A 912-nucleotide genomic window follows, 5' to 3' on the forward strand; every position below is an offset into this window, starting at 1 on the left:
TTAGGGCATCAGATCACGGGGCATCCGAGCGACCGGATGCCCTGAAGATGTTTGCCCAAGCGGGCTCCGCCGTCAAGAAGTGGTCTCTTCCATAGCAAATACAGGGTCGGTCTGGTTGCCGCCCTCACCGTCCTTAAGACGAGATCCTAAATCCCAAGCGGAAGGCCCGAACATTATCTACGAGGTCGCGTCATGCGCCTCCACGGCCCTTTGAGAGAGAGGTCCTTCCGCTCGGGCTCGCCCCCTCGAAGAAGGGGCGATAGGGTTCGCCGGATTTAATCACGGCGTGAATGGTGCGTGCCATCTTTGCGGCGATGGCGGTGTAGGCCTTGCGGCGTAGATCTGGGTTGTGGCGATCCTGCGCGATGTAACGTTCGAACTTGTCCCGAAAGCTGTTGGTTTTCTTCAGAACCGCTGTCTGACCCGCCAGCCATAACGTGCGTCGGAGACGGGCATTGCCATACTTCGATATCTTGCTCCGACCGCGGAACATGCCGGACTGTACGGTGGCCAGATCCATGCCGCAGAACTTCAGAAACTGACGGTGATGGTGGAACCGGCGCACGTCACCCGTCTCGGCCAAGATCGTCAAAGCGTTGATCGGCCCGATGCCGGGAATGGTGCGCAGCAGTTGATAGTCAGGGCGCTCGGCCAGCAATTCGACCGCCTGATCTTCGATGGCATTGCGTTGGCGGATCAGGTTTCGCCCTTCGGCCAGCATCATGCGGAACATTCGGATGGCGTCTGAATCCGGCGATACGGGCAGCCCGGTAGACACCTTTGCCGTTTCGTAAATATCTGACAACAGGAGAGACTTCTCGACCTTGCGCCCGACCACTTCCCAAGCAGCCCTGGTGAACTCCTCCTTGGTCATGGCGCTGATCATGTGCGGAGAGGGGAACATCTCGAGGA

General features: G+C 58.8%; 1 protein-coding gene. It reads right to left on the reverse strand.

Annotated elements, in window-relative coordinates:
- Window positions 1-190 precede the first annotated feature (190 nt).
- On the reverse strand, window positions 191-912 hold a 722-nt coding region (locus FA743_RS20155), incomplete at its 5' end, for an IS110 family RNA-guided transposase (RefSeq protein ID WP_136887825.1).

It is taken from the genome of Paracoccus gahaiensis (assembly GCF_005048225.1).
In the GTDB taxonomy this organism is placed as follows: Bacteria; Pseudomonadota; Alphaproteobacteria; order Rhodobacterales; family Rhodobacteraceae; genus Paracoccus; species Paracoccus gahaiensis.